The 26,255-nt window shown below is 66.5% G+C and carries 21 protein-coding genes; 9 read left to right on the top strand and 12 right to left on the bottom strand.

The features are described from left to right. Positions 1–73: 73 nt before the first annotated feature. From HPY83_15250 to HPY83_15220, 7 genes are all read right to left on the bottom strand, one after another. Complete coding sequence (locus HPY83_15250) at positions 74–1,366, bottom strand: GMC family oxidoreductase (GenBank protein ID NPV09302.1); 1,293 nt, start codon at positions 1,364–1,366, stop codon at positions 74–76. Next, on the bottom strand, positions 1,363–1,905 hold the full coding sequence (locus tag HPY83_15245; protein ID NPV09301.1) for a hypothetical protein: 543 nt from the start codon (positions 1,903–1,905) through the stop codon (positions 1,363–1,365). Before HPY83_15245 ends, HPY83_15250 begins: the two co-directional genes overlap by 4 nt. After that, positions 1,898–4,681, bottom strand: coding sequence for an AMP-binding protein (locus tag HPY83_15240; GenBank protein ID NPV09300.1), 2,784 nt, complete (start codon positions 4,679–4,681; stop codon positions 1,898–1,900). The genes HPY83_15245 and HPY83_15240 overlap by 8 nt, the downstream gene beginning before the upstream one ends. Next, entirely contained in the window at positions 4,678–5,922 is a 1,245-nt protein-coding gene (locus HPY83_15235; protein ID NPV09299.1) for a polysaccharide pyruvyl transferase family protein, read from the bottom strand. Before HPY83_15235 ends, HPY83_15240 begins: the two co-directional genes overlap by 4 nt. A gap of 111 nt (positions 5,923–6,033) precedes the next feature. Next, a complete protein-coding gene (locus HPY83_15230) occupies positions 6,034–6,582 on the bottom strand; it encodes a hypothetical protein (GenBank protein ID NPV09298.1) in 549 nt (182 codons plus the stop codon). A gap of 485 nt (positions 6,583–7,067) precedes the next feature. After that, the gene (locus HPY83_15225; protein ID NPV09297.1) at positions 7,068–8,987 is read right to left on the bottom strand and encodes a beta-lactamase family protein; all 1,920 of its coding nucleotides are present in this window, start codon (positions 8,985–8,987) and stop codon (positions 7,068–7,070) included. 160 nt (positions 8,988–9,147) lie between these two features. Beyond that, positions 9,148–9,543, bottom strand: coding sequence for a hypothetical protein (locus HPY83_15220; GenBank protein ID NPV09296.1), 396 nt, complete (start codon positions 9,541–9,543; stop codon positions 9,148–9,150). Between the two features lie 215 nt (positions 9,544–9,758). Between HPY83_15220 and HPY83_15215 the strand changes: the two genes are divergently transcribed. From HPY83_15215 to HPY83_15205, 3 genes are all read left to right on the top strand, one after another. Further along, a complete protein-coding gene (locus HPY83_15215; GenBank protein ID NPV09295.1) occupies positions 9,759–10,142 on the top strand; it encodes a response regulator in 384 nt (127 codons plus the stop codon). A gap of 3 nt (positions 10,143–10,145) precedes the next feature. Beyond that, positions 10,146–10,643, top strand: coding sequence for an ACT domain-containing protein (locus tag HPY83_15210; GenBank protein NPV09294.1), 498 nt, complete (start codon positions 10,146–10,148; stop codon positions 10,641–10,643). Positions 10,644–10,726: 83 nt separating this feature from the next. Beyond that, complete coding sequence (locus HPY83_15205) at positions 10,727–12,184, top strand: HAMP domain-containing histidine kinase (protein NPV09293.1); 1,458 nt, start codon at positions 10,727–10,729, stop codon at positions 12,182–12,184. 96 nt (positions 12,185–12,280) lie between these two features. Here HPY83_15205 and HPY83_15200 read toward each other — a convergent pair whose 3' ends face one another. Next, positions 12,281–14,317, bottom strand: coding sequence for an ABC transporter substrate-binding protein (locus HPY83_15200; GenBank protein NPV09292.1), 2,037 nt, complete (start codon positions 14,315–14,317; stop codon positions 12,281–12,283). A 757-nt stretch (positions 14,318–15,074) separates the two neighbouring features. On the opposite strand from HPY83_15200, the gene HPY83_15195 reads away from it, so the two are divergent. The 6 genes from HPY83_15195 to HPY83_15170 all read left to right on the top strand — a co-directional run bounded on the left by HPY83_15195 (position 15,075) and on the right by HPY83_15170 (position 22,293). Continuing rightward, complete coding sequence (locus HPY83_15195; protein NPV09291.1) at positions 15,075–16,073, top strand: hypothetical protein; 999 nt, start codon at positions 15,075–15,077, stop codon at positions 16,071–16,073. Between the two features lie 61 nt (positions 16,074–16,134). Continuing rightward, on the top strand, positions 16,135–17,220 hold the full coding sequence (locus tag HPY83_15190) for a mandelate racemase/muconate lactonizing enzyme family protein (GenBank protein NPV09290.1): 1,086 nt from the start codon (positions 16,135–16,137) through the stop codon (positions 17,218–17,220). A 156-nt stretch (positions 17,221–17,376) separates the two neighbouring features. Continuing rightward, positions 17,377–19,602, top strand: coding sequence for a hypothetical protein (locus HPY83_15185; GenBank protein NPV09289.1), 2,226 nt, complete (start codon positions 17,377–17,379; stop codon positions 19,600–19,602). A 24-nt stretch (positions 19,603–19,626) separates the two neighbouring features. After that, positions 19,627–20,217 carry a sugar transferase gene (locus HPY83_15180; GenBank protein ID NPV09288.1) on the top strand — a complete coding sequence of 197 codons (591 nt, stop codon included), beginning with the start codon at positions 19,627–19,629 and terminating at the stop codon, positions 20,215–20,217. 90 nt (positions 20,218–20,307) lie between these two features. Beyond that, the gene (locus HPY83_15175; GenBank protein NPV09287.1) at positions 20,308–21,126 is read left to right on the top strand and encodes a creatininase family protein; all 819 of its coding nucleotides are present in this window, start codon (positions 20,308–20,310) and stop codon (positions 21,124–21,126) included. Between the two features lie 33 nt (positions 21,127–21,159). Further along, a complete protein-coding gene (locus HPY83_15170) occupies positions 21,160–22,293 on the top strand; it encodes a mandelate racemase/muconate lactonizing enzyme family protein (protein ID NPV09286.1) in 1,134 nt (377 codons plus the stop codon). Between the two features lie 384 nt (positions 22,294–22,677). Here HPY83_15170 and HPY83_15165 read toward each other — a convergent pair whose 3' ends face one another. From HPY83_15165 to HPY83_15150, 4 genes are all read right to left on the bottom strand, one after another. Next, entirely contained in the window at positions 22,678–23,763 is a 1,086-nt protein-coding gene (locus tag HPY83_15165) for a Gfo/Idh/MocA family oxidoreductase (GenBank protein NPV09285.1), read from the bottom strand. 36 nt (positions 23,764–23,799) lie between these two features. Next, the gene (locus HPY83_15160) at positions 23,800–24,006 is read right to left on the bottom strand and encodes a hypothetical protein (GenBank protein NPV09284.1); all 207 of its coding nucleotides are present in this window, start codon (positions 24,004–24,006) and stop codon (positions 23,800–23,802) included. A 288-nt stretch (positions 24,007–24,294) separates the two neighbouring features. After that, a complete protein-coding gene (locus HPY83_15155) occupies positions 24,295–24,543 on the bottom strand; it encodes a hypothetical protein (protein NPV09283.1) in 249 nt (82 codons plus the stop codon). Between the two features lie 127 nt (positions 24,544–24,670). Next, on the bottom strand, positions 24,671–25,822 hold the full coding sequence (locus HPY83_15150; GenBank protein ID NPV09282.1) for an amidohydrolase/deacetylase family metallohydrolase: 1,152 nt from the start codon (positions 25,820–25,822) through the stop codon (positions 24,671–24,673). Positions 25,823–26,255 lie beyond the last annotated feature (433 nt).

The following is a 26,255-nucleotide window of genomic DNA, read 5'->3' as shown; positions in this document are numbered from 1 at the left end:
CTCGCCAATCTATCTCTCGTCTAGGCCACACCCGATCAGCGCTGATCTGCGTCGTATCGGCGCCATCAGCATTCTACTCCCCCACCTGCTCCGCCGCCGCTCGGGCCACGCGCTTGGCGAGGGCCAGCACGGTGAGGATGGGCGGGCCGCCCAAAGAGCGCGGAAGCAGGGTGGCATCGGCCACGTACAGGTTGGGGGGGAGCCGGTCGTGGTGAAGGGTCCCGGCCTCTCGTTCGGTGAGAGGCAGCATGCCACCGGGATGGCCGGCATTCAGCGTCCCCAGGAAGGTGTCCCCGGGCCGGATGCCGATACGGGCCAGCAGGCGGCGGCAGAGCGAGGCGGCCTCATCCAGGCGGCGCCGGTCGGCAGAGGTGAGCAGCTTGTCCACCCGGGTGCCGGCTACACGGCCCACCGCATCGTCGGCGAGCTTGATCATGAGGGAGACGATGTCCTGGGCCGGATGGCGCCAGGACCGGGTGAAGAAGAAGCTCAGGTAGTCGAAGTAGGGAGAGATGATGTAACCGTCACCCTCGACGTAGAAGGGCATCGGCATCTCCCGGCTCTGTCGAGCACCGGGCAGTCGGGCAGCCACACAGAGCACCGGGTCCACGAAGAGGGTGGGCTCACAGGCCAGGCGAGACCTCTCCAGTATGACGGGAGTAGCCAGGCCTCCCGCTGCCAGTACCACCAGGTTGGCGGGGAAGAACCGCCGCAGGCCGCAGTGCCGCGCCACCACCCCGGTGGCCGTGTCTCCCTCGATCACCACCCGCTCCACTCGGTGCCGGGTGAGCAGAGTCGCCCCCCTCTGCAGTGCATCGGCCAGGTGGGCCCGGGCGTCCCACTTCACGCCGTACCTGCAGCCCAGAACGCAGCGGCCGCAGTTAGCGCAACGATCGTAGCGGCCCATCTTGGGCATGGCCCGGGGCCGCAGGTCCAGCTCGGCGCAGGCGCGGAACAGCTCGCGCGTGGGCTCGCGCCAGAGCCGCTCGTGTGCCGCGGTAATAGGCACCTCGTGCGCCACTTCCGCGTACTCCCGGTCCAGGTCCACTCCGATAGCCCGCACGCCGGCATCCAATCGGAGGGCGTTGCCGGTAGATACGGTGGTGGTGCCCCCGGTGCCCACCCCATTCACGAGCACCAGGCCCTCGCGCGTCTTGCGGATCTGCATGGCGGGGTAGAGCGGCCGTATGAGGCGCTCGTCAACCAGCAGACCCGTTCGCTTGATGCGTTCGGCCGCGGCCAGCGATACAGGGAAGGGCCGGAACTCGCCTCCGGCCTCCAGCACGGTCACCTGGAAGCGGCCCTGAAGCTCTCGGGCCACGGCGGCACCACCGGCGCCGCTCCCCACCACGACGGCCGTCTTCACTGCGGCAGTGGCTCCAGCCTCGCCAGGCAACAGGCCGCGCCCTCGGTGATCCGCTGGGAGAACTCCAGCCTGCCCCCGCCCGACAAACCCGCCAGTAGCCCGGCGTCCAGCGCCGAGATGAGCCGGCATACCTCCGGGGAGTAGTGCCGGGCGAAACAGCAGCGGCTCACGACGATGCTCCCGTCGGGGAAGCCCTTCAGGTCTATCCCCAGAGCACGGTAGGCCAGGCGGGCAGCCGCCATCACCTGGGTGGGGGTGCGGACGTGCAGCCAGTGCCTCAAATCGCATCCCATTCCCCGCGCCCCGCGGTACAGCCGTTCCCGGATCGGCGCCAGGTCCTGGCCGGACCGGAGCGCCTCCGCTGCCTGGCGCGCAGTTAAGGCGGCGTAGTCCTCCAGCAGCTCTGGACAGCTACGGCGCTGAGTCGGCAGGGGAACCTCGAATGCCTCTGCCGTCACCTGGAGGAGCCGGACCAGTTGGCGCCGCCTGACCCATTGGGGGGTGTAGGCGCTGAGAAGGGCAAGTAGCGGGCTAGCCACCGAGCACCTCCCGCGCCACTCGCCCCAGGTGAAGGACGGAATCCGGCGGCTCTCCCTGGCCGTAGAGGGCCGACACCACCCCCGCGTGCCGCCTGATCACCTCGGTCCGCCGCAGCTTGAGGTTCGGCGTGAGCTCACCTCCCGCCACGCTAAGGTCGTGGTGGAGCACCGCCCAGGCCTTGATCTGCTCTGGGTGAGACAGGTCCCGGTTCGCCCGGGCAACAGCTGCATCCAGCAGTGCCTTATCCTCGGGGGTGAGAACCACCCCCTCCACCCACAGCAGGGCAGCGCAGTACGGCCGACCGTCTCCCACCAGGAGGGCCTCCGTCACTCCAGGCACCTGCTGCAGCCGCGCCTCCACCCGTGACGGGTGCACGTTCTTGCCGTAGGAGGTGATCATGAGTTCCTTCTTGCGGCCCTCCAGGATGAGGAAACCATCGTCGGACAGCCGCCCCAGATCGCCGGTGAACAACCAGCCGTCTCGCACCGGAGGCTCGGATTGGGCCTCGAAGTAGCCCGGTGTCACCTGGGGTCCGCGCACCATCACCTCGCCATCGTTGGCGATGCGCACCTGGGTGTGGGGCAGGGGGCGGCCCACGGTGCCCAGGCGGTTGGCCCCTACTCGATTCAGGGTGACGAGGGGCGCCTCGGTCAGCCCGTAGGCGTTGTGCAGCTCGATCCCCAGTTCGCCATAGGCGTGCAGCAGCCCCTCGCCTGAGGGGGCGGAGCCCACGATGAGCTGGGCGCAGCGGTCGAGCCCTGCCCGCCGCAGGAACGCGGCCCGCACCAGGGGCCGCAGCAGGCGCCGCCTTGCCCCGGAGGCTCGCAGGTACACCCGGCCCGGCCCACTGGTCTCAAACCGCTCCCACAGCTTCTCGTATACCCGCGGCACGGAGAAGAACATGGTCGGCCGCACGGCGGGCAGCGCCCGGGCGACCTCCCGCAGGTCCTCCAGGAAGTAAAGGTCCAGCGGGGCGGGGACGTAGTAGGGGGAGTAGGTGGCCAGGATGCCCTCGACCACGTGGTTCATGGGCAGGAAGGAGAGGTAGACTACCCTTCGATGGCGCACCCGCCAGGGGGGCAGGGAGGCAAGCGACTCGGCCATGTAGCGCAGGTGCTCGTGCCGGAAGACCACTCCCCGCGGCCGACCAGTGGTGCCGGAGGTGTAGCGCAGGGTGGCCGCGTCCCCGAAGCCTACCGGAGCCGTCCGCTCGACCTCCACGCCGCGCCCTCGGGCCAGGAAGTCCTCCCACGCCATCGCTCGAGCCGCACCCCCGCCGGCGCCTTCGCGCCCGAAGGAGACCACCGGCACCGGGCTCTCCAACTCGTCCAGGCGGGCGAGCACGGCAGGGGCTCCCACGAACAGGACCCGCGCCCCACTGGCCGCCAGGATGGAGCGGATGTCGGCGGGAGGACTGGTGTAGTAGAGAGGCACGCTCACCGCACCCACCAGACCGATGGCCGCGTCGAGGATGAGAGAGCGGGTGCTGTTGAGCCCCACCACAGCCACCCGGTCACCCGGCTCCACCCCCAGCACCCGCATTGCCCCCGCGGTCGTCAGGATGTCCTCCCGGATCTCGGCGGCGCTGCGGGAGACCAGCCGCCCCTGGACGATGTCGTGGTAGCGAACTGGCCGGGACCGGCTGCCCAGGCGGAAGAGGAGCTGTTCCTGTACCGTCCGATCGGAGCGATGCAGAAACCCCTGATAGGCGGCGAACTCCAGCAGCCGGGGCAGGAACTGGCGCCAGTCGAGCCGGTATGGACCCAGGAGGCGGTCGGTGTTGGTGCGGACGAAGCGACGCCGCTCGCCGAAGTACGGCGCCAACGCCGACAGGTTGGTCAGGGTGCGCCCAGGAAGCCTTCCGGCGGCCGGCGCCAGAGATAGCAGGAAGGGAGCGAACCAGGGCCGTGGCAGGGACAGCCCCAAGGTCTCCCTCGCCCACCCCCGCACGAACGCCACCAACTCCCGAGCGGTGGGGAGCGATTCCGTGGGGGCGGTGAGGTGGAAGGTCAGCCCTTCGGCCCGGGGGTCCAACGTCAGCCGGCCCACGGCCTCGGCCACGTAGTCCACCGGCACCAGGTTGAGCCGAAGGTCGGGTCGGCACGGCAGGACGGGCAGCCGGCCGTTGAGATAGAGCCGCAGCGGGTAGTATAGGGTATTGAACGTCTTGATCTCGCCCGTGTGCGAGTCCCCCACCACGAATCCGGGGCGAAAGACCGAGGTCGGCAGGCCCGCGCCCCGAACCAGCCTCTCGGCTTCGTACTTGGTCCTCTCGTAGGCGCCGTGGAAGCCGGCGCCCTCGCCCAGGTCGGCCTCGGCGACGTCGCCCTCCCTCCGACCGGCGACGTAAGCGGTGGACAGGTGGGCAAACCGAGTCAGGCCGTGGTCGGCATGCGCCGCTTGGGCCAGCTCCAGAAGCCGGGCCGTGCCCTCGACGTTCACCCGCCTGAGTTCGGCCTCGGAAGCGTCGAACCGGAGGCCCGCAGCGGCGTGCACCACGCAGGTCAGGCGGCGGACGAGGTACCGGTAGGTCTCCCCGTCGAGACCAAGCCGGTCGAGGGTCAGGTCACCGCGAAGGACCTCCACCCGGTCGCCGATAGCGCCGGCCAGTTCCGGCCAGTCCCACCAGGAACGAGCCAGGTGGCGCTCGGCTCCCTCCCGGTCGTCAGCCCGTACCAGAGCAATCAGCCGGCAGTCGGTGTTGCCCACGAGCCAGCGGGCCACCTGCGTTCCCAGGAAGCCGGTCGCCCCCGTCAGCAGTAGGGTGTCGGTCACGCGGGCGCCCAGCCGTGCTCGGTCAGGAACCGGCGCAGCAGCGGCCGGTTCTGAGCGGCTCGGGCGGCCAGGTCCTCGTGACCGCGGCGAAGCCTCTCCCGCATCGGCTCGGGGTCGGCCAGGAGTTGGCGCAGCCTCTCTTGCAGCCGGGACCACAGGTCGGGGCAGTCCGGATCCAGGAAGTAGTCGTCCTCCAGGCCCAGTTCCCCATACAGGCTCTTGAGTCGCAGGTCGTGGCCGACCGCCACCTGCGGGACGTGGGCCCGGAGAGATAGGATGGCGGCGTGGTAGCGTGAGGTCGCCAAGACCCCCAGCGTCTGCAGCAGTGCTGTCATCTGGGAGGCGTCGCACTGACTGGAGGAGAAGACCCGCACCGCCTCTGGATGTTTCATGAGCCCATGGATGCGACGGGCTAGCGGCTCATCCAGTTGCTCCATGCAGATGAGTGCCACCGGGCGGCCCTGCTCCCCGATCAGGCCGTCGGCCAGGTCGGCATAGCCCTGGGCCAGGCGGGCAGTGACCTGCTCGCGCTCAGGGGAGCGGCTGAAGTAGTAGGGCCACCTATAGCAGTCCTCGCGGCGCCCCCAGGGACGGATCACCACCGGCCAGAGGTGAAAGTCTACCACCGCCAGGCCAATGGCTCCCTTCTTGGCCGCCGACCAATCCCGCTCTACCCAACCCTCGTCCTCGGGGTTGGCCTCGAAGGTGAGGGCGTTGTCGGCAGTCACCTCGATTGGGGCTGTGACCCCACAGGATCGAAGCCGCTCGGCCGCCGCTCGAGCCCGGGTGACGATGAGGCCGGTCCGGCTGGCCACCCGACGCACCAGCCACCGGTTCAGGGGCGAGAGATCTCCGGCGTCCACGGCGTAGGCCAGGCAGGGCTTGCCCAGGCTGCGGGCGCAGTGAGTGGCCCAGAGGAAGTACCACAGCAGGGCGGAGGTCCAGGTGTCCATATAGGCGCTGCCCTCCACCAGCATCACCAAGTCGTGATCGCGAACCAGGCGCTCCACCTTGCGGAAGAAGATGGTGGGCATGGGCTCGATACGGAGGTCGGGACCCTCCTTGAGGTAGCGGCGCAGGTTGGCCTCGCTCAGAGTGGGCACCGTGACTTGGGCATCCGGCAGCAGTGACCGCAAATCCCGGAGGTCGGCCTGCAACAGCGCCTCCGCGCCGGTGTTGTTGGCCCCGTTATAACCTACCAGAAGCACTCTCGGCCCATCGCGCCGCGCCGACCGGTCCATCGCTCGCTCCCCTTGGCGTAGCTCAGAGCAACACTATACCACCCCGGTAGTTTGTTGGGCACAAGAGAGGGGTCTGCTACAGAGGGCCTCAGGGCCCCTAGGGCGAGATCCCTATCGGAGAATGGCGACCAGTTGCAGCGCGTCCTCCGGGGTGCGCATGTGCAGGGCGTACACGGCGTTAGCGCCCGTCCCGTCGTCGGGGGCCTCGAAAGAGACGGCATGCCCTTCGGCCAGGGCGTCTATCCTTCGCACGTAGGGAAGTAAGACCAGCCACAGCCCCTTGCGAGCCCATCCCCGCCCGATGCGCACGTCGCGCACGGCGCTGACCGGGAAGGACTGCGTCTCTCCCCGCTTGCCCTCGCTAAAGGCATTGAGGTTCATCGCCTCCCACATGCAGCCGGCGCCGAAGCCGCCCACGGCAAGGTGTAGTAGCAGCGTACTCAGTCCAGCCGCAATAGCGCCACCGCTCCGCCGCAGGAGCCCCAGCAGGAGCAGGGGCAGTGTCGCCGCCAGCAGCAATGCCTGAATGCCTAGCCACAGCCGGTACGCCGGGACGGGAACTCTCGGGCCAGTCACCGACACCTGTCCATCCAGGACTTCCACCCACACCCGACTGCCAAACCGGGAGCTGATACGGTACGAGTAGGCTTCGAACTTCATACGGATCACCTCACGCTCGGCAGGTTAGCAGCTCAGGATCGGAGGGACACATGCCGACCAGCACTGTCGCTCCGAGCCTTCCCTGCGCTCGGACTGGCCTAGCCAGCCCGAGCGCACCGCACGTACACTCTCTTTCGAGGACTGCCCGCCCCCACCCGCGCCGCCCCTCCCAAGTGCCTACCGCGCCTGGGGCACCTTCCTTCGAGGAGTGCGCGCGCCCACGCGCGCCGCCCCCCAAGTGCCTACCGTGCCTAGGAGCGCGCATTCCTCAGGAGGAGGCTGGAACCTGCCAGGATGCTGGCGCCCTGCTCTCCTAGCCGGCCGAAGAGCCTGCCGCGAAAGCCGGTGAGGAAACACCTGCGCACGTCTGCCGCCTGAACACACTCGTGCCCCCGCTCCTGAGCTCTTACCTCGGTGGATTCCGGTCGTGCCGCTCCCCAGCATCTGCCACCTGTCCTCGTCACATCCGGGCTGCCGGGGCCAACTCAGAAGATCACGTTCCAGTAGGCATGCCACCAGATCAGGGCCACCCCTGCCGCGGCGATGAGCGCATAGTGCAGCCGCCCAATCAGGGTCCACCAACGCCTCCACCAGGCCACGATGGCGAAGACCACCACGCCAGCCGCCAGCACCGTCGCCAGGTAGGGCACTTGCATCAGCACGTCCAGCACCGGGGGCGCGCCGAACGTCACTGATTCGAGGTCGCTCAAGATGCCCGCCGTGACGATCAAGGTCAGCGAACTGAGGAGGGCGTAGGTCCAGGCGAGGATCCGAGCTAGCCGGGGAAGCCCCGTCGAACCGGGGGGCTGGCCCAGATACAGCCGCCGGTGCCGGTTGCCCAGGAAGCCCAGCGGCCAGATCACCACCGCAGAGAGCAGCACCAGCATGCTGGTGCCGAGCAGCAGGTACTGGACCATGGGCGTACCGTACCACGGCAGACGCAGAAAAGCCCAGGGGCCCACGTAGAGCCGGGTGACGCGACTGCCCTCCTCTTCGAAGATCACGGGGCCGGTACGGTCCTCCGGGTCGGTGGGTCGAAAGACGAGTGGCTCCACCTGCGCCCAGTGGACATGATCGAGGTCGAAGGGCCCGGTGAGTCGGATAGTGCCCCTGTCGGTGGCCACGACGCCAACGGTCTGGAATAGCCCCAGCAGCTTTTCGAAAGTGGTGTAGTTGGCCCGCGCCGGAACGTAGGTGCCCACCAGGCGCTCGGCCCCCTCCAAAGGGTAGGAGGGCACCAGAGGCTGGGGCGCGACCGGTTCCAGGAAGTAACGCCGGAGGAAGGCCTCGAGGACCTCCGTGCGAAGTCGGCCACCGGTCTCGGAGTTGGTGGAGATGTAGATGCCCACATGGTGCTCCGGCAGCAGCCCAAGGAACGAGTGGAAGTAGGTCGTGTCGCCCCCATGGCCCACCACGCGGAGGTCCCTCTCCTGCTCAACAGCGAAGCCCCAGCCCCATCCCGTGAGCCGCGGGTCGTGGGAGAACTGCAGCTCCTGCATCTCCCGGACGGTCTCTTCCTCCAGTATGCGTGTCTGGCCCAACTGGCCGCCCTGCAGGTAGGCGATCATGAAGCGGGCCATGTCGGTGGCGGTGGCGCTCAGCCCCCCGGCCGGCGACGCCTGCACCACCTCGAACCAGCGCTCCGCGTAGGAGCCATTCAAGTAGCGGTAACCGGCCGACATATCGGCGGCCAGTGGCTCCGGAGGCGGCTGCACGAACGTGCTTCGCTCCATCCCCAGGGGCTCGAAGATGTTCTCCTGAACGTACTGCTCGAAGGGCACCCCGGCCACCCGGCTCACGATGTGCCCTGCCAAGGCGGTGCCGTAGTTGGAGTAAGCCGAGATCTCGCCCGGGGGGTAGACGCGGGCAGGCAGGTGGGCCTGCAGGTACTGCTCCAGCGAGAGCATCGGGTCTCCAGCGCGGATGAAGAGGCCATCGCCAACATCCTCGAACCCGGGCGTGTGGGTGAGCAGGTGCCTCAGGCGGATCGGCTCCGGGAAGGTGGCCGGGATCTCAAGCTCCTGCAGGTAGGTGTTGACATCGGCGTCCAGGTCCAGCCGTCCTTGTTCCACCAACTGCATCACCGCCGTCCACGTGAACAGCTTCGAGACCGAACCGGGGCGAAAGAGGGTGGTATCAGGCGATACGGGCACGCCCTGCTGGAGATCGGCGTAGCCGTAACCCTTGGCGAAGAAGAGCTCACCGTCCTTGACCACAGCTATCACTGCCCCGGCCACATGGCTGGCCGCCATGTGGGCCTCCACCTGTCCGTCCAGGAAGGCCTCCAGTTCCACGGGGTCGGTAAGCGCCACCGGTCCTTGGGCGCTGGCCGGCGAGGCAAGAAGCAATGAGAGCGAGGCGGCCAGCAGCGGCAACACTAAGCAGACACGGCACAGTGGCTTCATACGTCCTCCTATCGCGCCGCCTCGGCGCGTTCCTTGATGCCGCCTATCGTCCTCTACTCCATCACGAAGCTCCCGGCTCCGTGACGACCCGGTGGAGCACCCGGAGCGGAAGGCCGTTGCCGTAGCCTGCGCGGGTGCGCCAGATGGCATGCCGTCTCTGCTAACCGATCAGCCGAGGCAGGAAGTAGCCGTATCCCAGACCCCAGAGCAGGTTCAGGGCGATGAACTCCGGCGCTCCCTTTCGCCTCATCAGGGGAAGAGCGACCAGGGCCAGCACGCTCAGACCCAGGGCCGCCCCGCCCCCTAGCTTGAGGAAGCCGGCGGCCGCATCGGCCAGAAAGCGCCCCTCCATCCACCGATAGGCCGCGACCGCTGCCGGACCGAAGGCTAGACTGACCGCCAGGTAGGCGGAGGTGAACGACCGACGAGTGGCGACCGCAATCGGCGCCGGCTCGGGCATCGAGGCCATCTCCTCCGCCCGCCAGTAGGCTATGGCAGCTGTCACGATGCTTATGCCCACGATCAACGGGAACGCTGTGGCCAGATCGCCAAACATGCCACCAACTCCTTTCGCCCGTAGGAGAGAATGCTCACAGCTACATTGTACACGGGATTGCCCCAGCAGTCTTGCGGCTCGAAGAGCTCCTACCTTGGGGACAGGAGCGATCGGAGGCCAGCGCTGCGATGTGGCTGTTTGACATCGCCCGCCGCTTGGGCTTATATGGAGGAGACTGCCGCCCCGCCCCCGGGGTGAGTGCGTGGAGGTGGACGGTGAATGCAGCCAGAGTCCTGGTCGTGGACGACGACCCCGATTTCGTCGAGATAACGCGCACCGTCCTGCAAGCGCACGGATTCCAGGTCGTGAGCGCCGCCAGCGGCCGAGAGGCGCTCGAATCCATGCGGCGGGACCCGCCCGATCTGGTCATCCTGGACGTGATGATGCGAGGAGCGACGGAAGGCTACGACGTTAGCCACCTCATGCGCGAGGACAAGCGTCTCGCCGGAATCCCAGTCCTCATGATCTCGTCCATCATGGACAGCCCCATGGCCGGCCAGTTCCCTACTGACCAGTACCTGCCTGCGGATGAGTTCCTCACCAAGCCGGTCAGCCCGCAGGAGCTGGTGGAGCGGGTGCGCGCTCTGATCAGTAACTGAGCTATGCCGAGGCAGCCTGCAGATACCGGCCATCGCATTCGCATCGGTGGCATACTGCACTGGCCCAATCTGGCGTGCCTTGGCGTGATGCACGTGCCCGACCGGCCGGGGGTGGCAGCCGAGGTGTTCGGCGCCCTCGGCGCTTGCGGGGTCAACGTCCCCTTCATAGTTCAGTCCATTGACCTTCACGGTCACACTAATATCATCCTGTGCGTAGCGGCAGACGATCTGACCCTGGCGTCCCAGGCGCTGCGCTCCCGCCAGCCCACCCTAGGCGCCGCCGCCTTCACTGAAGACCCAGGTGTGGCCCTAGTCTCCGTGTTCGGGCCCGATTTCCGGGAAAGGCCCGGAATCGCGGCAGCGGTCTTCGGCACCCTGGCCGAGGCCGGCATCAACATATTGGCCATAAGCACTTCCATCTCGACGGTCTCCTGCCTGCTGCGCCAGGAGTACCTGGAGAAGGCTCTGCAGGCGTTGGAGTCCGCGTTCGTGCTGCCTTGACCCAGTCAGACCGGCCACCGTCGGCGGTCAGTCTCGGGACGGGCCGAGGGGCCTCGCGACTTGACGGGGCCAGGGGAGGAGCATTGAGCGAGGACGAGCGGTTGGCTGCTGCGGCATTTGAGCATGAGGAGCAGTTGAGACGGGTGCGCTGGCAGCTGGTCCTGCGCTGGGTGGCAGTGGCGCTCGTGTTCGTGGCCGTGCTGCTCGCGGCCTTGATCTTTCCCGGAGTGCTCCCCACCCGGCGGCTGTTGGCCATTCTGGTGCTCTTGGGTCTGTCCAACGTAGTGGTGATGCGAGTGCTCATCCCCCGCCTCCAGCGCGGCGACTGTCCCTGGAGGCCGGAAGCGCTCATCAAGGGCCAGATCGTGGTGGACCTCTCGGTCTACACCGTGTTCCTGCACTGGTCCGGTGGGGCAGAAAACCCCGCCTCCATCTACTACGTTCTTCAGGTGATCATCGCCGGGGTGCTGCTGTCGGGCCGCTGGGCGTTCATCGCGGCCGGTGCCTCTTCCCTCCTCTATGCCGCCGTGCTCTGGCTCGAGTACGCTCACGTGCTCCCGCATGTGCACCTGGTCGGGGTGACGCACCCTGAGCTGTACCAGCAGCCGACCCTGCTCGTGCTGGAATGGGGAGTGCTGACCAGCGCCCTGTTCGTCGCCGCCTACCTGGCCAGCGCCATAGTCCAGGGGATGCGCGCTCGGGAGCGGGAGCTTTTCCAGTCCAACCTGGCGTGTGAGCTGCGCTCGGAGCAGCTGGGGGAGGCCAATCGCCGCCTCAACGAGCTGGCCGCGGCCCGCGATACCTTCCTGCGCTACGTCACTCATGAGCTCCGCGCTCCCGTCGCCGCGATCCAGGGCCACCTTCGGCTGCTACGGGAGGGATATGTCGAGCCCGAGAGAGTCCCCGAGATAGCCATGAAAGCAGAGGCACGGGCAGAGGAAGTACTGGTCCTGATCCGGGACTTGCTGGACCTGGGACAGGTGGAGCACGCCCAGGCACTGGAGGGCCGGGAGAGGGTGGATTTGGCGGAGTCGCTGATGGACGCGGTGGACATGCTGCGGCCCAGCGCCGCGGCTAAGCGCGTCTCTCTTGACATAGAGGTAGACGAGGACCTTCCTATCGCTTTCACCAATCCCCGCCTTCTCGCCCTCTTATGGAACAACCTCATCAGCAATGCCATCAAGTACACCCCGCCAGACGGGCGAGTGAGCGTACGGCTTCGGGCCGATGGGGAGCACATTCAGGCAGAGATCAGCGATACCGGCATCGGCATAGCCCCGAGCGAGCGCGACCGGATCTTCGACGAGTTCTACCGCAGCGACTCCGCCCGACGCTTCGACCCGCACGGGACGGGACTGGGGCTGACCATCGTTCGGCGGGTGGTGAACCTGTACGAGGGCGAGGTGACGGTTGACTCGGTGGAAGGGAAGGGATCGACCTTTCGGGTGCGGCTGCCCATCGAGAACCTCCATGCCGGGTGCGCCCTCAGCCGCCGTCCCCGACGGGAGCGTCCGGGGCAGTTGCCCCGGACGCTGGTCTAGCGAGATGAAGAGCCTGATACTCTACCCAGGCCGCTGATCGCCTCTACCCCTCGCAGTCGCAGCAATCAGCGCCGTGTCAGTGCCACCGGCGTTTCGTTAGGCCTGGCGAATGAAGCACTGAGCGAGCACCACGTTGGCCGGGGTGTGAACGGCGTCCTCACTACATATCGGCCAGTCGGGCACATTGCGGAAGTGATTCTTGACGATCACAATGCCCTTGACCATGGGGCTGGCGCCGACGGTGCCGATGGTCCACAGATTGGCGAGGTTGATGCGGAATATCTCCCGCGCTAGCTCGTCGCGCTTGGCCTCATCCGGCTCTACACTGGCCTCATCCAGGATGTCCAGCACCCGGCGCAAGTCTCCCTGGGGCTCGATGCCCTGAGTTCCGCCTGACTGGTACCACAGCCCGGACAGCGGGCCGATGCGGCTCGAAGTGGAGTAGGGGCAGGTCCAGTAGGGGTAGATGAGGACATGGCCGTTGCCACCTGTGTCCCAGATGGCGACCTGGTGCTCGCCGGCGGCCATGCGGGTGTAGTAGAGCGAACGCTCCTCTACGGTGGCAGTAGCCTTGATCCCGATGGCGTTCCAGTAGTCGCGCGTCAACTGGGCCGTGTCCGGCCAGGGCCCGAACTGGTCCACCGCGGCGATATATGGGTCTATGGCCTGGCCGTCAGCCGCTATTCGGAAGCCGTCGCCGTCCCTCTGATCGAACCCAAGTTCGTCGAGCATTTGGCCAGCCCTGTCCGGATCGTATTCGATCCAGACGGTCTCCATTCCTTCCTCATAGTACTTGGAGTCCTTAAGAGGAGCCATCTGCCGAGGCTCGCCCAGACCCAGGAAGGCTGAATTCCATATCTCGTCCCGGTTGATGGCGATGGACAAGGCCTGGCGGACTGCGACGTTACGCAGGAAATCACCCACCAACTGCTGATGCTCACTGGCGTCTGCCTGCTGGCCCGCGTTCTGGTTGATCATCACGCCTGCATCGGCGCCGCCCCAGCTGGGCCACAGGATGACGCGATAGTCGCCCTTCTCCCGCCCCTCCATGAACAGAGGGAAATTCATGATGTTGGTGTGACGGTCCTGATAGTCCAGTTCGCCAGCGATGGCTTTGAAGTTGAGCACCTCGGTGCTGGTGACTATCTCGATCTGGTGGCCGTCGATATACGGAAGCTGCTGACCCTGTTCGTCCACCGAGAAGTAGTACGGATTGCGCTCGTAGATGCGAGGGTTATCATCGGGCAGATTCATCAGCTTCCAGGGGCCCAAGGTTGGACGGTCAGGGTTGACCAGCCGGTCGTTTAGGTTGCCAAAGAGCTGATACCAGTTGTCGAAGCCTGCCTCTTTGGTCTTGGAGTTGATCTCATCCATGTCGCCATACTTGGGGTGGAACTGCATCAGATAGTGCTTTGGGTGCAGCATCCCCCAGGAGGCGTTGGCGACCCACTCCAGAAAGGTGCCATAGGGGTGAGCGAAAGTGAACTTGATAGTATAGTCGTCCACCTTCTCCAGCTTGCCCAGTTCCCCCTTGGTCTTCAGCCAGGCGGGCTTGGTCGGGGATAGCTCGTCGTTGAGGACAATATCTTCGAACCAGAAGAGAAGGTCGTCGGCAGTGAAGGGCTCGCCGTCCGACCACTTGGTGCCCTCACGCAGATAGAAGGTGAACTCGTTGCCGGCCTCATTGACTTCCCACCGCTTGGCCAAGAAGGGCACCACCGAGTTGCCATCCATGCTGAAGTTGATCAGCCCCTCGAAGCTGTAGTAGGGCATCACGCCTATGCTGACGTTGCAGTGGTGCCAGATGCCGCCATACTGCCCGATCTCCTCCACCACAGGCTGCACCAGTGGCTCTTTGGGGAGACGCTCCTCGACGGGTGGCAGCTGTCCTGCCTTCACCAGTTCGGCCAGCATGGGCGCCTCGGAGTACTTGGCTGGAGCAGTCGGGGCTTCCGGAGCAATGGTGGCGGTCGCCTCCGCTGCTGGCGCCTCCGTGGCGGCCACGGTAGGCTCGGGCTCAGGAGGCTGAGTGGGAGCAGGAGCGGCCCCAGCGCAGGCGGCCAGAGCAGCCGCTGAACCGGCCAGAGCCGTCACACGCAGAAACGTACGCCGGGTGATAGCACTGGTTGACATGTTGTCTCCTCCTCAGGAGTTCCAAGCCGGGTCGGTTGGGACGATGAGGCCCTCATTGGGCCAGGACGAAAACGGCAGTCCTTCGATCTATACCTCCTTTCCCTCTGACTGAGTGCGGCCGCCTGCATCCGTTTCAATGCGCCATCGGTCACCATCTTCACGGTGTGGCCGTCTGCTCGATTGGCGCCGAAGGATACGGCGAGAAGTGGATCCGTAGAGCAGTTGCTGCGGCTCACGCCTAGTTCGCGTCCGCTGGGCCACCGCCTGAGGCTACGCCCGTGACGATTCTCCAAGAGGCCACCGCATGCCCATACGCTCCGAGTACTTGCGAGAGCTCCGCGCGAGCGAGTATAGCATGTCCGGCACGGGCGGTCACCTCGTGCGCCGGTTAGTGGTCGCCCGGAAGCGGGGTTCAGCAGCGGGACCCTCAGCACCCAGGCCTGCCGAACACCGGGCCGGAGCCGATGTCCAACCTGTGGCGGAACAGGTTGAGTTCGTCCCGCCTTCACTGGAGCCAGCCGCGACCAGACCTCCTGGCGCCAATGCCGATGTTCACGAGCAGAACGGCCATGATGCTGATCCAGGCCGATCATAGAGAAGGGAAGACCGGAGTACGCGCTGGCGGGACGCCTACACCGCGTGGCGCTCGACCCGAACGCCGGTACGCCCTACAATGGCGCTCCAATCTCGGCCCGGCGGTTCCATGGTGGGCCGACAGGGGCGTGCTGCTGCATCACACTCTACCGGGAGACCTATCGTGAAACCGTCTCACATGAATCTGCCTCCCTCTGAGTTCGTCCGCGTGCCCCATGAGCGGCTGCACGCTTTCGTGTCCGCCGCCTCGCGGATCGTGGGGCTGCCTGACGACAAGGCCCGGTTGCTCGCCGATCTCCTCACCGGCAACGACCTGCGGGGCGTCTTCAGCCACGGCACCCGCCAGATCGCCGCTTACGCTCGACTGATGCGGGACGGCAAGCTCAACAACAGGCCGGACGTCCACTTGGTACATGAGACGCCACAGACGGTTCTGGTGGACGGGGATGGCGGGCTGGGCTACTTCCCCGCTTACGACGCTACCCTCAGAACCATCGAGAAGGCCGAGGCCACCGGTATGGCCATTGGCATGACCCGCAACCACGGCCACTTCGGGGCCGCCGGGCTATACGCTCGCATGACCCTAGACCATGACCTGCTCTCTTTCGTCACCTCCGGCCATCAGTTGAACCTGTCGGAGGGAGACCCGATCAACGTGGCTGCGGGAGGGTCGCCCTTCGCCTTCAGCGCCCCCGCTGGCGAGGAGGACGACCTTCTGTTGGACTTCGGCACCATGCACGACCTCTACCTGGGAGATCCCTACCGAGAGGAGCTGGAACGAATGGTCCCCGGCCTGGTCATGCGTCACATCGGTATGGGCGCCATCTGCCAGACGTGGGGAGGGTTCCTGGCCGGCATTCCGGTGGACCCGGCCCGGGCCCAGAGACAGTGGCCTGGAGGCAACCAGGGGTCCCTCGTTTTCACCTTCAGGATAGACCTCTTCCAGCCACCAGAGCGATTCAAGGCCGAAATGGACGAGTACGTCCGCAGGGTGAGGCGGATGCGGCCGCTCGCTGCCTTCGAGGAGGCGTACCTCCCCGGGGGCGTCGAGGCCGCGCGGGAACGCGAGTACCGGGAGAAGGGCGTGCCTGTGGGGCCCGAACATCGCCAGGCACTAGAGGGCCTGGCGCAGGAGCTGGGTATCGAGGCGCCGTGGGCCTAGAGCCAGGCTGGTGCACGCGCACCCAGCCCGCCGTCCTCAAGCTGCCCACCCAGGGGGACAGATGAGAATCAGTAGCATCGAGACCTTCGCCACTCAGCAGGTGTGCCTAGTGCGCGTGCGCACCGACGATGGCGCCGAAGGCTGGGGCCAGACTGCTCCCTTCAACGCCGACATCACCGCTACCGTCCTGCACCGGCAGGTGGCCCCCCACGTCCTGGGAATGGACCCGCTCGAGGTAGATGCCCTCTCCGACCGGGTGATAGACGAGGAGTACAAGTTCCCCTGGTCCTACATCTGTCGCGCCCTGGCCGGGGTGGACACCGCCCTTTGGGACTTGCAGGGCAAGCTGGCGGGCAAGAGCGTCTGTGAGCTCTTGGGCGGCAGGCCACGCCCCTTCGCCGTCTACGGGTCCAGCATGCGCAGGGACATCAGCCCAGAGAACGAGGCGAGGCGGCTGGCGGCTCTGGCAGACGAAAAGGGCTACCGCGCGTTCAAGGTGCGCATCGGCAAGAAGACCGGCCACGATCAGGACGAGTGGCCGGGGCGCACCGAGGCCCTCGTGCCCGCAGTACGCCAAGCCCTCGGCCCGCACGTGGCCCTGCACGTGGATGCGAACTCCTGCTACACACCCCCCAGAGCCATAGAGGTTGGCCGCTTGCTGGAGCAGTGCGGCGTGGACCACTTCGAGGAGCCCTGCCCCTACTGGGAGCTGGAGTGGACGGCCGAGGTGGCGGCGGCGCTGGACGTACCCGTCGCGGGCGGCGAGCAGGACAACGACTTGGCCCAGTGGCGGCGCATGATCGCCATGGACGCGGTGGATATCGTCCAGCCCGATGTGTGTTACGTGGGTGGGATGACGCGGGCCCTGCGTGTCGCCGACATGGCCCACCGGGCAGGCAAGCTCTGCGTCCCCCACTCCGCCAACCATTCCCTGGTGACTGTGTTCGCCCTGCACCTGATGGGCGCCATCGTCAACGCGGGTCCTTTCGTCGAGTTCTCCATCGAGCCCCAGTCCTGGGCCCGAGAGCTCTTCACGCCTACGCTGGAGGTGAGCGACGGCTGCGTGCCCATCCCTGAGGGACCCGGTTGGGGAGTGAAGGTTCGTGAGGACTGGCTGGAGAAGGCCACCCACGCCCAGTCCGGATAGACCGAGCCGGAGAGCCACAGAGGCATAGAGGCAGTGCCTAGTGCACGGTGGGTACTGTAGAGGCTCAGGCTTCACCCGGCCGTATCCATTGGTCATTAGCCACTATCCCCTCCTCCGCGTCTCCGTGCCTCTGTGGCCTACCGCAGGAGGAACACCGTGAGTCACACGCACGACTGGCAATTCCCTCTGCCTCGCACCCACACCGGAGTGCTTCAGGGCAACGGCACCCTCGGCGTCATGACCTGGGGCGAGGGCAACGTCCTTCGCCTCACCCTCGGGCGGGCTGACTTCTGGGACCACCGGGGCGGCATGCCTTGGCGGGAGGGAATGTCCTACGCCGCCATCCGCTCGCTTCTCGAGAAAGGCGACGAGGAGGGCCTGCGCCGCCTCTTCGAGCGCACCGACCCCCGTCCCGGCGAGCCGCAGCGTCCGAGCGTTCTCCCCATCGGCCGGGTCGGACTGGTCCTGCGGTCCGACCTAACTCTGCACCAGGCGACCCTGGACATGGAGACGGGCGAGGTTACAGTCGAGGCCAGAGGCGCAGATGGTACCCTCCCTGTGGCCACCCTGAACCTATCCATGCAGGATCCCGTCCTCCACGTCGCCCTGTCGCAGCCCAGCGCGCTCGAGTCCATCCGTAGGGTGCCCGCGTGGCAGTACGTGGGCGACTACCTTGGCAGCGTGTCCTTCTCCCCTCCCGACCAGTTCGACAGCTCTGGACTGAGCGGCTGGGTGCAGGAGCGTCCCGCCGACCCTGCCCTGTGCGTGGGCTATCGGCACGAGGGAGGCAATCTGTGGCTGACCGCCGTGTATGGGGGCAGCGCGGCTGACGCCAGGGAACAGGCCCGGCAGAGCATCGACCTGGCGGCCGAGCACGGCCTCACAGCCCTGAGGGAGGCTAACAGGGCCTGGTGGGCAGCCTACCGGGAACGGGTACCGGAGATTTCGCTCCCCAACCCTCGGCTGGCCTTCCTCTACCGCTACGGCATGTACAAGTTCGCCGGCCTTACCAACCCTGACGGCGTCCCTGCCACCCTCCAGGGCCCCTGGATCGAGGAGTACCAGATGCCGCCCTGGTCATCGGATTACCACTTCAACATCAACGTCCAGATGTGCTACTGGCCCGCCTACCGGGGCAACCTTCTGCATCACCTGCCGCCGCTCTTCCGCATGATCGGCTCCTGGGAAGACCAACTACGACACAATGCCCGCATCTTCCTGGGCATCGACGATGGCCTTATGCTGCCTCACGCTGTGGACGACCGGGGCACATGCATGGGCGGGTTCTGGACCGGTTCGGTGGACCACGGCTGCACCGCCTGGGTGGCTGACATGATGTGCCAGTACTGGCGCTACACCGGCGACCTGGACTTCCTACGGGAGACGGCCTATCCCTTCATGCAGGGAGCCATGCGCGTCTACGAGGAGATGCTGGAGGAATGCGACGATCGGCTGGTGCTGCCGGTGGGCGTGTCCCCCGAGTTCGGCGGCGCCAGCCTCACCGCCTGGGGTGAGAACGCCAGCTTCCAGCTGGCCTGCATCCACCGGCTGTGCGAAAACCTCCTGGACGCCGCCGGCGCCCTCGGGGAGGAACCCAAGCCCGTGTGGCTCCGCGTCAAACACGGGCTACCGCTGGCCTCGCTCCACGGAGAGGAGGGCCACGAGCAGATCGCCCTATGGGATGGGCTCCCCCTGCCCGAGAGCCACCGGCACCACTCTCACCTGGCCGGCATCTACCCCTTCGATACCCTCGACCTCGACGACGCCCTGTGGGGCCCCATCGTCGAGCGTAGCCTGGCCACCTGGATCCGGGAGGGCATGGGCATGTGGTCCGGCTGGGCTATGTCCTGGGCGGCCATCCTGCACGCCCGGATGGGCAACGCCGACATGGCCGAGTTGGTGCTGGAGATCTGGGACCGGGTCTTCACCAACGAGGGGCATGGCACCCTCCACGACCCTAACTGGCCTGGCTTCACCCTCATCGGCAGCCGGCCCACCGCCCCTAAGCATACGCGCGGCGAGATCATGCAGATGGATGCCGGGATGGGCGTCACGGCCGCCATCATGGAGCTGCTCTTGCAGACTAGGCGGGGCGTCAATCACCTCTTCGCGGGGGCGCCGTCGCGCTGGCGCCAGGTGTCCTTCCGAGGCATCCGCACCGAGGGAGGCTTCCTGGTCAGCGCCGCTCGCGAGGACGGTCGCGTGACTGAGGTCGAGGTCAAGTCTGATCACGAGGGTGAGTTCCGTCTGGCCAACCCCTGGGACGAGCCGGCGATCGTATCGTGCAGTGATGGTTCGGAGCACCGCGTGAGCGGCCAGGTGCTCAAGGTGCAGATGCGGCCGGGCGCGTCCTGCACCATCCGACCAGCAGGGTCTGGCTAGCGCAAAGGGCCCGGAAGGCATGATGTGGGCACGCGGCTGCTCGATCTGGTGGTCTCCACGGCGCTACTCATAGTCTTTGGTCCAGTCATCCTGGCCATCGCCGTGCTCATCAGGCTGGACTCGTCGGGCCCTGCGTTCTGGCTTTCGGAGCGAGTGGGGAAGGATGATTTCAGGTTTCGCCCCTACCGGTTCCGAACCATGGCCGTGGGCCCCTCGGATGGCCTGAGCGCCGAACAGAGGCTCACGCGAGTGGGCCGCTTCGTTCGCAACTACTCCCTCGACCACCTGCCGACCCTGATCAACGTCCTCAAGGGCGAGATGAGCCTGGTCGGGCCCCGGCCCGAAGCGCCAGGACTGGTGGATATGACGGACCCTACGTGGCAGACCATCCTCTCGGTCAGGCCGGGGCTAATCAGCCCGGCTGTCCTGCGTCTGGCGAGGGAGTACAACGCCAGCAGTCAGGCGGTGAGGAACGCACTCGAGCGGGAGTACGTGGAGAACCGGTCGCTCGCCTATGATCTGAGGCTGCTGGTTACGGCCGCGCGGGCACTGGCCGCCAGCGGCGGGAATGTGAAGGCGAGGGGACAGCCCTGGTCCGATCTTCATGCTCGCTGACTGGCCCAGGGCACTCGCTTCGACTTGGGCCGCGCTGTGCGCTATCCTTGCGCTGCCATACCTAACTCAACCGATCCAGGAGCTACCCTCATGAGCGCGCAGTCCGAGTACCGCTACAACCGCCTCACCTGGCCCGAGATGAACGAAGCCATCTCAGCCCAGAAAGTGGTCATCCTGCCCACCGGCTCCACCGAGCAGCACGGCCCTCACATGCCCCTGGACGTGGACGCCTTCCTCACCGAGTCCGTCTGCCTGGAGGTAGGCCGTCGCGCCTCGGACCGGGTGCTCGTCCTGCCCACCGTCTCCTACGGGCTCAACTTGCACCACATAGACTTCCCCGGCACCATCCACATCGAGCCGGAGACGTTCATCGCCTTCTGCCTCAACATCACCAAGAGCGTCGCCTACCACGGCTTCCAGAAGATCCTCATCGTGAATGGGCACGGCTCCAACACGCCCCTGGTGGACCTGGTGGCCCGCAAGACCACGCTGCAGACGCATTCCCTCTGCGCCTCCCTCAACTACTTCTCGCTGGCCATGGACGCCTTCCGCCAGGTGCAAGAGACCCCGGTCGTGGCCCATGCCGACGAGATCGAGACCTCCCTGTACCTCTACCTGGCCCCAGAGCGGGTGAAGATGGACAAGGCAGTAGCCGGCAATGACGTGGTCGGCAAGTACCTGAGCTCCGACAGCACCACCCCTTACGTGCGCTTCGCCGACTACTGGGGGCGCTGGACGAACAAGGGCGTGCACGGCGACCCGACCGCGGCCACGGCGGAAAAGGGCAAGATTGTCTTCGAGGCCGCCGTCACCCGCATGATCGAGCTGGTGGACGAGTGGCGCGCTTGGCCCATCGCCCAACGCTCCGACCAGCACACCAACCCGGTCCAGTCTGATATCCGCTGGTAGAGTGACCGAGACTGCAACGAGGGGAACGGCAGCTTGAAGATCACAGAGATACGCGCCTACGGCCTGCGGGGCAGCACCCCAGAGGGAGGTTGGACCGTGGAGCCCCGCCCCGAGGACTGCATCCACACCCTGGTTCTCGTCCACACCGATGAGGGCGTCACCGGCATCGGCAGCGTCTTCAGCAACGACGGGCTGGTCAAGGCCGCCCTGGAGGTGCTGACGCCGCTCTACCAGGGCGAAAACGCCCTGGAGCCCGAGCGAGTGAGCGAGAAGCTGCACCAGAACACCTTCTGGCTCGGCCGGGGTGGCTCCATCACCCACGCCATCAGCGGCATAGACATCGCCCTGTGGGATATCCTGGGCAAGGTCACCGGCCAGCCGGTGGGTCGGCTCCTCGGGGGGCGCTACCGAGACCGCGTCCGTCCCTACGCTTCCATCCTTATGCAGCAGCCCGAGCCCCTGGCGGATCAGTTGGCAGACCTGAAGGATCGTGGCTGGCGCGCCTTCAAGATCGGCTGGGGGCCCTTCGGGCGGGTGAGCGACGCCCTGGACGAGGAGATCGTGCAGGGAGCCCGAAAGGCCGTCGGCGACGACTCCCTGCTCATGGTGGACGCGGGAGGTAGCGACGCGTTCTGGGCCAATGGTTACAAGTGGGCCATTCGGACGGCCTACATGCTAGCGGAATACGGCGTCCATTGGTTCGAGGAGCCGCTCCGGCCAGACGACCTGGGGGACTACGCCCTCTTGCGGCAGAACGCTCCTCTGCCCATCAGCGGAGGCGAGGTGCTCACCCGGCGTCAGGCCTTCCTGCCCTGGCTAGAGGCGAGGGCGCTGGACATCGTGCAGCCAGATGTCACCAAGGTGGGCGGGATCAGCGAGGAGCGCCGCATCGCCTGGATGGCCCAGGAGCACGGGGTGCGGTTCATCCCTCACGGGTGGAACACGGCCGTGGGCCTGGCCGCCGACCTCCAGCTGGCCTCCGCCTTCCCCGGCACCGACCTAGTCGAGTACCTCTCCGGCTCACCCTACATTGACGACATCGTCCAGGGCGGCTGGCACCTGGATGAGCACGGGATGTTGGCAATACCCGATCGGCCCGGGCTGGGGCTGGAGTTGGATCTGGACGCAGTGTCCCGCTTTGCGGGGGAGACGGTGAGGCTGGACTGAGGCCGGCACCCGCGTATGCGCTCTGGTAGGGGCGGTGCGAAGGGCTTCAGCCCGAAGCCCCGCCCCCTGCCTGGTCATGGGCAGCTTGCTGTCGACACGGCACCAAAGCCATCGCCTCGACAATCGCCATAGCCCGGCGCCTCACGACGGGTCTTGCTCCCGGGCGTGCAGGTCTTCGCGGGTCCAGACAGCCCCGGTGCGGGAACCGGCCCGTGAGCCATCCGGCTCATCATGTGCTCACGCTTCCTTGCCCAGGCCTTTGAATCCCTCGGGGCGCAGCGTTACGCATATCTCCTTCCCGACGGTGGCGGCCATGGGAACACCTTCAGAGCGGGCCGGCGCCCTGCATCTCACCTGCCTGCGGCTGACTCCGCAGGCTCAGTCCTACCGAGTCAGCGCCCTCGGCGTATCACCGCCTAGCGTCTCCGCCGACCGGATTAGCAGCGACCGATCCTCCAAGGGCAAGCTCACCCGCACCCCGCCCCGCCGGTGCGACTCCCGCATCGCAATGGCGATCTCCAGCACCGCCCGCCCATCTGCCCCCGAGCACTTCGGCTCCCGTCCCGTCTCCATACACTCGATTATGTCGAGTACAGCCCTCACGCCCGGGCTCTGGATTCTCGCTGGCCGGAGGAACGGCCGCTTCACTACCTCCCCGTGCCGGCCACCGGGTTCGATCTGCCACCACTCGTAGTCGCGTCCGTTGGCGATGGACCGGATTCGGCCCCGCTCCCCGATGACCTCGAACTCCCAGTAGGCTCCTCCGGCCGGCATCAGCCGGACGTAGGCCCGCACCCCGTTGTCGAAGGCCAAATAGCCGTTGCCCTGCAGGTCATCGTCCGACGCCGCCTTGGCATCGCTCTCCATCTCCCCAAAGACCCACTGCACCTCGGCGCCGGCCAGGTAGCGCACCAGATCGAGCAGGTGGCTGCCATTGTGGGATAGGCCCGCCTGCCCGTAGGCAGTAACCTGCTGCACGGCGCCGATCTCCCCGGCGTCAATTAGGTCGCGAGCAGTGTTCCAGAAGACGTCCCAGTGACGGCTGCAGTTGATCGCCAGTTTGACGCCCCGGTCGCGGCAGGCCGCCACCATAGCGTCCGCCTCGGCCAGGCTGAAGGAGATGGGCTTCTCCGCCCAGATGGCCTTCACACCCGCCTGGGCGCAGTCTATCACGATCCCCGGTCGGGGCCGGGCGGAGGTGCACACGCTGACGATATCCGGGCGTTCCCGCTCCAGCATCTCCCGGTAGTCCGCGTACAGCCGGTCCACGCCCCAGCGCGCGCGGAAGGCGTGGCGCTGCTCGGCGTAGGGGTCCGCCCCGGCGACCACTTCGACCTGCGGCACCTCGCGGTAGCAGGCCATGTGGGAATAGGGCAGCAACGTGCCCGACCCAGGACGGACCTCGTCGTCAATGGTGGAAGCGATGCGCCCCAGACCGATGATAGCGACGCGATAGCGCGATTCAGACATTGTCACCTCCCAGGAGAGCCATTATCCCACGGCCATTCACTCGTCCAGACGTCTCCTAAGCTCCTCCACTGCCATCTCCACGATGGCCCGGGTGACGTAAAGGCTACTCCTGCTACACAGGTCATCGAGAATAACGTCGGCTTCAGGCAGACTGAGAACCCCCGTCTTGTAAGCCCTGACCACCACCCCCAGTGAGCCGACCGGCCTCAAGCCGAGCGTGCGAGCGGCTCGCCTCACAGCCATATCGTCTGTTAGCAGCACCTCTATGGCCAGCGAGCGGCATAGTGCGATCGCGGCGACTTCACCTCGGTGGAGGGTCTGCACCGCCTGCTCAGTCCCCTTCAGTTCCGCCTGCGAAAGGTGATGCCTGCGGGATGGGCAGGGCAGACAGCTCTGGAGCCAAGAGCTGTCTGAGGAAGCCGGCCTCCTCCCACACAGTATCTGGGAGGTGAACCTCCGAGAACACCCGCAGAAGGGAGAGCTGGGAGACCTCGTGAAAACGTATCAACGGGCCAGAATCGGCTACGGCTCTCACTTCTCCATCGCCCACTCGAGGTCCTCAAGCATGGCATCGCGCTGACGCTCTGCCAGCTCGACCCAGTCGAGTCCTGCCTCCCGCACGGCCTCTTCTCGTCCTATCTCGCCCTTGAGGTATCGGGCCAACGTCCGCTCGCGCCAGAGCTGTCTCACGCCCGTCCGAATAGCCAAGGCCAGCACTTCCTCTTCCGTCTTCTTTGTCTCGCGCACTAACGTCTCTATCCGGTCCAGGGCATCGCTCATTGCTAGCACCTCCTAGAACCCATCGATGTCCTACCTGGCCCGATTGCGCCAGTCAGGGGCAGGGCAGTCTTCTCGGACGGGCTCCAGCCACCACCTCCACCTGCGGATCTGCACCTGGGGGTTGCCGCTACTCCGAACTGCCCGCCTCGTACGTCACCGCGCCCCGACACACTGTCAGCACCGCTCGGAGACGGTGCTTGCCCGGGAATGGCTTGCCCGCCACGTCGAAGTAAGTGAAGTCGCCTTCCGACATCTCCAGCACGGTCACATCCGCCGGGCCGCCTGCCTTCAGGGTACCCAGATCGGGCCTCCTCAGCACCTTGGCCGGATTAGCCGTGGACCAGCGCACAACGTCTTCCAGGCTCGCCCCCAGGGCCATCATCTTGGCCATGCAGTCGGGCATGTTGACGTCCGCCAGGCGGACGCTTCCCTGATGCAGGTCCGTGGAGATGGTATCGGGGCGGAAGCCCAGCTCGAACGCCGGCCGGGCCACCTCCCAGGAGAAGCTGCCGGCCCCGTGCCCCAGGTCAAACCACACCCCGCGCTCCCGCGCCTCCAGCGCGGCCGGCCGCACGCGGGTGTTCCAGTCCTGCAGCAGCCCACCATGGTAGCCCTTGTACATGTGAGTGGAGATGTCTCCCGGCCGGAGCAAGGGGAACACCTCTTCCACCGACGGCGGCGGGTAGTACATGTCCACCATCAGCGGCAGCCCAGTCACGTCGGCCACGTCATGAGCCAGGTACACCGGGAAGACGGACTGGTCGCCCACGCCCATCTTGTTGGCCCGTACCTTGATGCCGGCGATGAGGTCGGCGTTCTCCCGCACGCACTCCACCGCCTTCTCTACGTCCACCAGCTCCAGGTAGCGACACTCCTGGTCGGTGGCCAGGCCGATGCTGCTCACGTGCAGGAAGGGCAGCACCCGCGTCTTCGACCCATCGACGACGAAATGTCGCAACCCGTCGAAGGTCGCCGCGCCCGCTGTGCCCGCGTCCACCACCGTGGTGACGCCGGTGCGCCCACAGACCTCGTCCGGCTCTACACTGAGCTTGGTGGCCCGCCAGTAGACGTGCGCGTGCAGGTCTATCAGCCCTGGCGTCACCAGCTTGCCCGACGCGTCCACCACCCGGACCGCGCGGCTCACGTCCAATCCCGGCGCCACCGCCGCGACCTTCCCCTCTCGAATCGCCACGTCCCGGACGGCATCCAGCCCCTGGGCGGGGTCCATCACCCGTCCGCCGCGTATCACCAGGTCGTACTGCTGGGGGGCCTCCGCCATGTCCGCCTTGCCTCCGCATGAGAGTGGAGGCGATTGTACCGGAGAGAGAGACCTGGGAACAGCCGAGGAGAGCGCCCGCGCCGCGATCCGCCCCGGGCATGATTGCCCGCCGCAGATTCCTCGCTGACGCTCGGAATGACAGTGGGCGAGCCTTGTCACCGCTGCAAACGATGCTCTCACCGCCGACGCGTGGAATGACAATGCGCCAGTGCAGTCACGCCTAGCAGCCGAGCTCTCACCCCTGACCTCGCAATGGCGGAGCGCGAGCGCAGCCATTGTCATTCCGAGCGCTAGCGAGGAATCTCCAACCCCCGTTAGCCGCAACCCCCTTGCCGACACCCGTGTGCGATCATTGTCATTCCGAGCGCCAGCGAGGAATCTCCAACCTTCGTTAGCCGCAACCCCCTTGCCGACACCCGTGTGCGATCATTGT

This window comes from Anaerolineae bacterium, assembly GCA_013178015.1.
Classification (GTDB): domain Bacteria; phylum Chloroflexota; class Anaerolineae; order DRVO01; family DRVO01; genus Ch71.
Note: the sequence above shows the minus strand (reverse complement) of the source record. Positions and strands in the feature narration are given on the sequence as shown.

Bases quoted from the DNA above. Each gene is read 5' to 3' on its own strand.
- HPY83_15200 (NPV09292.1), bottom strand. From the start codon at position 14,317: ATGTCAACCAGTGCTATCACCCGGCGTACGTTTCTGCGTGTGACGGCT.
- HPY83_15230 (NPV09298.1), bottom strand. From the start codon at position 6,582: ATGAAGTTCGAAGCCTACTCGTACCGTATCAGCTCCCGGTTTGGCAGT.
- HPY83_15150 (NPV09282.1), bottom strand. From the start codon at position 25,822: ATGGCGGAGGCCCCCCAGCAGTACGACCTGGTGATACGCGGCGGACGG.
- HPY83_15225 (NPV09297.1), bottom strand. From the start codon at position 8,987: ATGAAGCCACTGTGCCGTGTCTGCTTAGTGTTGCCGCTGCTGGCCGCC.
- HPY83_15220 (NPV09296.1), bottom strand. From the start codon at position 9,543: ATGTTTGGCGATCTGGCCACAGCGTTCCCGTTGATCGTGGGCATAAGC.
- HPY83_15190 (NPV09290.1), top strand. From the start codon at position 16,135: ATGAGAATCAGTAGCATCGAGACCTTCGCCACTCAGCAGGTGTGCCTA.
- HPY83_15235 (NPV09299.1), bottom strand. From the start codon at position 5,922: ATGGACCGGTCGGCGCGGCGCGATGGGCCGAGAGTGCTTCTGGTAGGT.
- HPY83_15165 (NPV09285.1), bottom strand. From the start codon at position 23,763: ATGTCTGAATCGCGCTATCGCGTCGCTATCATCGGTCTGGGGCGCATC.
- HPY83_15155 (NPV09283.1), bottom strand. From the start codon at position 24,543: ATGAGCGATGCCCTGGACCGGATAGAGACGTTAGTGCGCGAGACAAAG.
- HPY83_15175 (NPV09287.1), top strand. From the start codon at position 20,308: ATGAGCGCGCAGTCCGAGTACCGCTACAACCGCCTCACCTGGCCCGAG.
- HPY83_15160 (NPV09284.1), bottom strand. From the start codon at position 24,006: ATGGCTGTGAGGCGAGCCGCTCGCACGCTCGGCTTGAGGCCGGTCGGC.
- HPY83_15210 (NPV09294.1), top strand. From the start codon at position 10,146: ATGCCGAGGCAGCCTGCAGATACCGGCCATCGCATTCGCATCGGTGGC.